This window comes from Candidatus Pelagibacter communis, assembly GCF_001180105.1.
Taxonomy (GTDB): domain Bacteria; phylum Pseudomonadota; class Alphaproteobacteria; order Pelagibacterales; family Pelagibacteraceae; genus Pelagibacter; species Pelagibacter ubique_K.
Genome location: NZ_CVSO01000025.1, coordinates 1 through 1,044, shown reverse-complemented (window position 1 = coordinate 1,044; position 1,044 = coordinate 1). Strand labels below are relative to the sequence as shown.

2 protein-coding genes are annotated in these 1,044 nt (G+C 28.7%); both read right to left on the bottom strand.

The features are described from left to right. Positions 1 to 602: class I SAM-dependent methyltransferase (locus tag AMN84_RS01745; protein ID WP_179850687.1), on the bottom strand; the 602-nt coding region annotated here is incomplete at its 3' end. Between the two features lie 80 nt (positions 603 to 682). Further along, on the bottom strand, positions 683 to 1,044 hold a 362-nt coding region (locus tag AMN84_RS01740), incomplete at its 5' end, for a S16 family serine protease (protein WP_306452623.1).

The following is a 1,044-nucleotide window of genomic DNA, read 5'->3' as shown; positions in this document are numbered from 1 at the left end:
TTAATTATAAAGAATATAAATCTTTTAAATATTTTAAATAAATTTTTAGCAGGTTCACCTATCATTATAATAACTCCATCCTTTTTTAAAATTCTATAGCTTTCTTTAAGAAGTTTAGAGGGTTCATTTGCATGGTGAAAAGCCTGAGACATAAACACAACATCAGCAATTTCATTTTCAAATTTGGTCGAATAGAAAGAACCAATATACCTTTTTATTTTTTTGGGTTCGCCACCAAACATCTCGATAGCTTTTGGGCATAGTAAATCTAAGCGATGTTTAGAAATTTCTACACAATTTACTTTGTCAACCTTATCCAGTTTTGAGAGTAAAGCTGAGGTCCAACCAATACCTGCAGCAAGATCTACAACTATAGAATTGTTACCAATTAAGTTTTTAATTTTTTTTTCACTTACAATATAATCCTGATATAATTTAATCGATTTTAAATACTTCCAAAGCTTATTAAAATCATTTTCTAGTATCCACCATTCTTTTTTTTTCTCTATCTCTGCATTATTCCAAAGATTGGAAGTGTAAATATTCTTAAGCTCGTCATCTTTAAGCCAGTATTCTGTTGGTGAAAGATCATTTAAATTCATAATAAATACTGCACTTTTTAGCATTTATTATCAAGGACTTTTTTTTGTAAAGATTGAAATTAATTTTTAAAAGATAATTGTTATTGAATACTAGCTTGAGTTTTTTCAGTTTTTTTATTGTCTGAAATTTTATCTACTTCAACCCAATCTGTCGGTTTTAAATCTTTTGTAAGTGCAATCTTCAAAACCTCATCAGCAGTATTTACTGGAGTTATTTTTATATCGTCTTTAACTTTTTTTGGAATATCTACTAAATTTTTTTCATTGTCCTTAGGAATTAGTACTTGTTTAATTCCAGCTCTATGTGCAGCCAGTAACTTTTCTTTAAGACCTCCAATTGCAAGCACTTGACCAGTTATTGTTACCTCACCCGTCATAGCAATCTCTTTCTTAACAGGTATTTTTGTAATTGATGAAACTATTGAAGTAACCATAGCAATTC